General features: G+C 38.1%; 7 protein-coding genes. 5 read left to right on the top strand and 2 right to left on the bottom strand.

The window, feature by feature from the left end; genetic code table 11:
- Positions 1 to 286 precede the first annotated feature (286 nt).
- The gene (gmhB, locus tag V5290_RS15445) at positions 287 to 838 is read right to left on the bottom strand and encodes a D-glycero-beta-D-manno-heptose 1,7-bisphosphate 7-phosphatase (protein WP_333387775.1); all 552 of its coding nucleotides are present in this window, start codon (positions 836 to 838) and stop codon (positions 287 to 289) included.
- Positions 839 to 922: 84 nt separating this feature from the next.
- On the opposite strand from gmhB, the gene rcsF reads away from it, so the two are divergent.
- Positions 923 to 1,303: an Rcs stress response system protein RcsF gene (gene rcsF / locus V5290_RS15440; RefSeq protein ID WP_333387772.1), complete on the top strand. Its 381-nt coding sequence runs from the start codon at positions 923 to 925 to the stop codon at positions 1,301 to 1,303.
- Complete coding sequence (gene tsaA, locus V5290_RS15435) at positions 1,278 to 2,021, top strand: tRNA (N6-threonylcarbamoyladenosine(37)-N6)-methyltransferase TrmO (protein ID WP_333387769.1); 744 nt, start codon at positions 1,278 to 1,280, stop codon at positions 2,019 to 2,021. The genes rcsF and tsaA overlap by 26 nt, the downstream gene beginning before the upstream one ends.
- A 12-nt stretch (positions 2,022 to 2,033) precedes the next feature.
- Here the strand turns inward: tsaA and V5290_RS15430 are convergent, their stop codons facing one another.
- Positions 2,034 to 2,582: a rhomboid family intramembrane serine protease gene (locus tag V5290_RS15430; protein WP_333387766.1), complete on the bottom strand. Its 549-nt coding sequence runs from the start codon at positions 2,580 to 2,582 to the stop codon at positions 2,034 to 2,036.
- A gap of 165 nt (positions 2,583 to 2,747) precedes the next feature.
- Here V5290_RS15430 and V5290_RS15425 point away from each other — a divergent pair, with 165 nt between their 5' ends.
- From V5290_RS15425 to V5290_RS15415, 3 genes are all read left to right on the top strand, one after another.
- Entirely contained in the window at positions 2,748 to 4,463 is a 1,716-nt protein-coding gene (locus tag V5290_RS15425; RefSeq protein WP_333387762.1) for a proline--tRNA ligase, read from the top strand.
- Between the two features lie 159 nt (positions 4,464 to 4,622).
- Complete coding sequence (locus tag V5290_RS15420) at positions 4,623 to 5,621, top strand: alpha/beta fold hydrolase (protein WP_333387760.1); 999 nt, start codon at positions 4,623 to 4,625, stop codon at positions 5,619 to 5,621.
- A gap of 1 nt (position 5,622) precedes the next feature.
- Positions 5,623 to 6,420 (top strand): Cof-type HAD-IIB family hydrolase, encoded by a 798-nt coding sequence (locus tag V5290_RS15415; RefSeq protein ID WP_333387756.1) that lies wholly within the window; start codon positions 5,623 to 5,625, stop codon positions 6,418 to 6,420.
- Positions 6,421 to 6,432: the final 12 nt, after the last annotated feature.

Genomic DNA, 6,432 nt, shown 5'->3' with positions numbered 1-6,432 from the left:
GTTAAAGAGCGTGCCTTTCGGCTAGGCGGCGTATATTACGCGCCTTTCGAACAATGTCAACGTCTTATTTCAACTTTATTTTGAAGCGAACTCCAAATCGTTTACTGCGTTAGTTTTGCTCTCAAACTCGCTGGGTAACTTGCGTTCCGTCCCGTGTCTGTGGGTGCGCATTATAGGGATTAAGATCACATTGGCAAGCGTTTTATTGTGATTATTTGCAATTAATTTTTATACTGATCTTGGGCACAAGTTACACACAAAAATGTGCAACTTATCCACAGAGTTATTAAATACTCTCCGCAACTGCCGTCAAATCATCGAAAATGGCTGTTGCTAATGTTTCACCTTCTTCTGTTATTGTTTTACCAGTACGTACTAAGTAATTAGTTTTCACACCTGCTGCAATACCAGCTTGGATATCTGAAACCTTATCACCCACTAAAATTGAATTTTCAACATCTATGTTTAAATCTTCAATGGCGTTATTTAACATACCTGGTTTTGGTTTGCGGCATTCACAATCAATTTTGAATTCACCAATGCCAGCTTCATTGTGATGTGGGCAATAATAGATACCATCTAAATCCACACCACGATCAGCCATCGACCAATCCATCCATTCCGTTAATGTATGAAACTGCTCTTCCGAGAAGTAACCGCGTGCAATACCAGATTGATTGGTAACAAGAACTAATAGGTAACCTTTTTTCTTTAACGCAATACATGCTTCTATTGCACCTTCTAGAAATTCAAAGTCATCAATCTCTGACACATAGCCATTATCTTTATTAATAACACCATCTCTATCTAAAAATACTGCAGGTTTTAACTTACTCATTTTCACTTCTCTATTTCAGGACTATTTAATGATGTTATTATGCCATCCATTATTATTCCCTACTATTAATAAAGAGTAACCACCATGAATAGACTGCTTATACTTATTTTACTTATCTTGATTGCAGGATGTAGTGATTACCAACTGCACTCTAATGTAGATAAAGAGAATTTCGAAACTTACTTCAAACCTTCTAAAGTGACTGTATATGATAAGCAGCAATTATTGGACCTTGAATATACTGTGCTTGGTGCGGTTGAGGGAAGTAGCTGTCAGATTGATGAGATTGACCTACCTGCAAGTGAAGCTGAAGCTCGTACTGAAGCGCGTATCAATGCTGCTGATATGAATGCAAATGGTGTTGTTTTCCAATCTTGTATCAATTTTGAACGTGATGAGAGCTGCGTGAGTAATGTGATTTGTTACGGTAGAGCATTAGATGTTGCAGAGCCAATCGATGGTTAATGTGCAACATACTATTATAGGTACCGTACATTCTCCTTATAAAGAGAAGTTTGCGGTGCCAAGGCAACCAGGTTTAGTGCCTAGCGCAACAGCTGAGTTAGAGATCTTATCCCCATTTAATGACATTAATGCATTTAATGGCTTAGATGAATTTAGTCATTTATGGCTTATCTTCACCTTTCATAAAAATCTTAATCCTGACTCCGAACCTACAAATTCATGGAGCCCTACGGTAAGACCACCCCGTTTAGGGGGTAATAAGCGTGTTGGTGTGTTTGCCACGCGTAGTCCTAATCGCCCTAATCCGATAGGTTTATCATTAGTGAAGTTTCATGGCGTCATTCAACGTAATGGTAAGTTGTTTCTTTCTTTAAGTAATATAGACCTTGTTGATGGCACACCGATTATCGATATCAAACCTTATTTACCTTATGCAGATGCCAATCCTGATGCACAAGCCGGTTTTGCACAAACAGCCCCAGATTCACCTTTAGCGATTCACTTTAGTGAGCAATCTCTATCTCAATTAGCTGAACTACCTGCTGAATACCAAACGCTACAACAGTTCATCATAGAAGTATTACAGCAAGACCCACGGCCTGCTTACAAAAAAGCAAAAGTAGATACTAAGGTTTATGCCATGCATCTATCGGGTTTTAATATTAAGTGGCAATGTGAGCTTGATGCTATCCATGTATTGTCTATTGAGGAAGTCTAAACTCCCTTGTCTTTATGTCGTTCTAGTCTTAGATAATAGATAACCTATCACTGCACCAGATAGAGCACCAAACAGATGACTTTCATAGGAGATATTCGGTGAGCTTGGCAACACACCGAATACCAATCCACCATAAATAACTAAAACTAATATAGAGATTAACAAATCACGAAAATGGCGTTGTTTGATACCGTATACGATTAAATATCCCCACATTGCGTAAACAACACCACTCATACCAATATGAATACTTGCCGCCCGTCCAAATAACCAAACTAAACTACCTGTCATTAATACAGATAATACGAACACCAACCAGAATCGCTTTAAACTATGCAGACCAATCAAGCATGAGAAAATAACAAAAGGAAAAAAGTTACTGATTAAGTGAGCCCAATCACCATGTAAAAAAGGCGCAAAGATAATGCCTGTCACATGGCTTATTTCTCGTGGTGCGATACCGTAACGATTAATTTGGAAAACCGTATTTAATATTAACAATACAACACAACATAACATGATTATTAGGCTATGTTTGGCAGGTCTAAAATAGCTTTGCATATTAACTCCTTTTGAATAGAGATATAAAACTAACCAAATTTTATAAAAAAACACAATATTATTTACTTAAATCAACTAACAATGCTTTAGTCCACGGCAATCGACTGCTAAAATCAGCCAACTTAATATTCGTTATACGATAGATAACTATCAACAAGGATCACCATGCGCACTACCAATTATTTATTATCCACTCAAAAAGAAGCACCAAGTGATGCAGTAATTGCCAGCCACCAGCTGATGTTACGCGCAGGGATGATTCGAAAACTAGCCTCTGGCCTATACACATGGCTGCCTACTGGTTTACGTGTTTTACGTAAAGTAGAGCGTATTGTCCGTGAAGAGATGGAACGAGCAGGATCTGTTGAAATCTCAATGCCAGTAGTACAACCAGCTGACTTATGGCAAGAGTCTGGCCGTTGGGATAAATTCGGTGGCGAGTTATTACGTATTAAAGATCGCCATAACCGTGATTTTGTCTTAGGGCCAACACACGAAGAAGTTATTACTGAGTTAGTTCGTAAAGAAGTAAACAGCTACAAACAGTTACCACTTAATCTATTTCAAATTCAAACTAAATTCCGCGATGAAACACGTCCTCGTTTTGGTGTTATGCGTACACGTGAATTTATTATGAAAGATGCTTACACTTTCCATCTTGACCAAGAGTGTTTAGAAAAGACTTACCAAACTATGTTTGATGCTTACTGCCGCATCTTTGATCGTTTAGGATTAGAGTACCGCGCAGTAATTGCAGACACCGGTAGTATCGGTGGTAGTGCATCACATGAATTCCATGTATTAGCACAAAGTGGTGAAGATGCGATTGTTTTCTCTGATCAAAGTGACTACGCAGCAAATATTGAAAAAGCAGAAGCACTTGCCCCACAAGTTGAACTTGCTGCTGCAACGGCTGAGATGGAATTAGTGGACACACCTAATGCAAAAACGATTGCTGAGCTGGTTTCTGAACATAACATTGCCATTGAAAAAACAGTTAAAACATTAATTGTTAAAGCCTCTGAAGAGAGCGAATCAGATTTAATCGCACTAATCATTCGTGGTGACCATGAGCTAAATGAGATAAAAGCAGAGAACTTACCTGAAGTTGCTTCTCCTTTAACTTTTGCTCATGAATCTGAAATCCGTGATTTAGTTAAAGCGGGTCCTGGCTCTTTAGGTCCTGTATCACTACCTATGCCATTTATTGTAGACCGCAGTGTTGCCGTGATGAGTGATTTTTCTGCAGGTGCTAACGTTGATAACAAGCACTACTTCAATATTAATTGGAACCGTGATGTAGAGTTAGGCCAAATTGCTGATTTACGTAATGTAGTTGAAGGTGATCTAAGCCCATGTGGTAAAGGCACACTATCTATTGCACGCGGTATTGAAGTGGGTCATATCTTCCAATTAGGTGATACTTATGCGCAAGCAATGAATGCGGCAGTATTAAACCAACAAGGTAAAAATCAAGTGATGACAATGGGTTGTTACGGTGTAGGTATTTCACGTATCGTTGCAGCTGCTATCGAACAGAGCAATGATAAAAATGGCATTATCTGGAATGATGTTATTGCGCCTTTCAGCGTTGTGATCGTACCGATGAACATGAAAAAATCACACCGTGTTGCAGACTTAGCAGAGCAATACTACGCAGAATTACAAGCTGCTGGCATTGAAGTGCTATTAGATGACCGTAAAGAGCGTCCTGGAATTATGTTTGCCGATGCAGAATTGATTGGTATTCCACATACCTTAGTCATTGGTGATCGTAGTATTGATAATGGTGTGATTGAATATAAAAATCGAGCTTCTGGCGAAAAAGAAGAAGTTAAGATTGAAGAAGCAATTGCATTTATTAAAGCAAAACTAGCTTAATTATCATTTATTGTTTTGAATAACCATTTAAAACCACGCTTTTTAGCGTGGTTTTTTTATATCTTATTTTTATATTCCACTCTGTTCTTTATGTTATTGGTATAAATTTACCGCTATATACTGATAAACTTATTGAAAAATAAGTAGAGTATGCCGCGAATGCTAGACAATAAATATCAACTCAACACTGAAAATTTATTAAACGATGACTTCTCACCTGCTATCCATGATTTTTGGCAGCAACATGCAACTGTACACACGTTTGATAGCGAGCATGGTGGTAATATCCATACTGTTCATATCAAGACTGGTAATACACAAGCTATTGTTATTTGCCAAGGTAGAAACGAGTCTGTGTTTAAGTATAAAGAGTTAGCTTTTGACTTAAATAAACAAGGCTACGATATTTTTCTAATCGACCATCGTGGACAAGGGCTATCAAGTCGGTTAGGAGGGGATCTACATAGAGGGCACGTTCACGAATTTGAACACTATGTTACTGATTTACGAAATTTTATTAATTCATTAGCATTACCACAACATTATCAATCTTGCTTTTTATTAGCTCACTCTATGGGATCTGCAATTAGCGCCCTATATTTACAAGAACAAGCTCACCCTTTTCATAGAGTAGCCTTTTGCAGCCCAATGTTTTCAATAAATACCGGAAAGATTCCGGTGTGGGTAGCCAAACTGATTAGCTTTGTTTGTGACACTACATACAGTTTATTTAACGAGTTAGCCTGTTATGCCCCTAAGGTCGGTGAATATCAAAAAGGTATATTTACTGATAATGCATTAACATCAAGCGAAAAACGTTTTAACGCCATATTTAATATATTTGAACAAGTAATAGAAACACAATTAGGCGGCCCCACCATGCGCTGGGTGAACAGAAGTTTATACGCGACTGAAAAAGCAGTAAAAAATGCTCAAAAAATCGATATCCCGGTCTTATTGATTCAAGCAGGTGCGGACAATATTGTGACTGAGAAAGGGCAACAAGGATTTATCGGTAACCGAGATAAACAGCAACAGAGTCAACTGTTTCGTATAGACAATGCCAAACATGAAATATTATTGGAACAAGACCAATATAGAATACCCGCAATTAATCAAATATTAGATTTTTTCAATCCGCTCAACAAGGTAAGTTAACATGTATCAAATAGCTATTTCAGATCTGGACGGAACATTACTTGGTCCAGACCACCAAGTATCAAATGAAACAAAAGCGGTAATCAAGCAATGGAAGCAAAGTGGTAAAAAGTTTGTGATTGCAACGGGCCGTCACTATATTGAAGCGAAACAAATCCAAGATACCTTAGGCGAGCCTATTCCATTAATCACCTCTAATGGCGCACGTGTTCATGATCAAGATGGTAAGATTGTTCTACAACAAAACCTACCTCATGATATCGCAACGGCTATCTGTGAGATGGATTTTGACCCAGCAGTACAAGTTAACCTATTTACTGACCAACAATGGTATGCAAACTTCTCTCTGCAGGCATTAATGGGCATGAGTATTGATAGCAACTTTATGTGCAAAGAGGTCGACTTAAAAACCCTTGATCAATCGAACACCATTAAAATATTCTTTTGGGGAGAAAGAGACAAACTCAACCAAATTTATAATCGATTAAATGATGCTTTTTCAGACAGAGTTAATCTCACCTTCTCGCTTGATAAATGTTTAGAAGTGATGGAAGCAAAAACCAATAAAGGTATGGCCGTCGACGCTGTTTTAAACTCAATGGGCTTTACTGCAGAGCAAGGTATCGCTTTTGGTGATGGGATGAACGATGTCGAGATGCTACGAAAAATTGGAACGCCGATATTAATGGCTAATTCACAAAAAGATCTATTAAACTCATTGCCTAATGCAGAAGTGACTAAATCTTCTAAAGAACATGGTGTAGCGGTGAAACTAGCAGCTATTTTAGAACAGGCTTAAATAACCTAGCCA

The sequence above is a fragment of the Psychromonas arctica genome (assembly GCF_036697365.1).
GTDB classification, from domain to species: domain Bacteria; phylum Pseudomonadota; class Gammaproteobacteria; order Enterobacterales; family Psychromonadaceae; genus Psychromonas; species Psychromonas arctica_A.
Note: the sequence above shows the minus strand (reverse complement) of the source record. Positions and strands in the feature narration are given on the sequence as shown.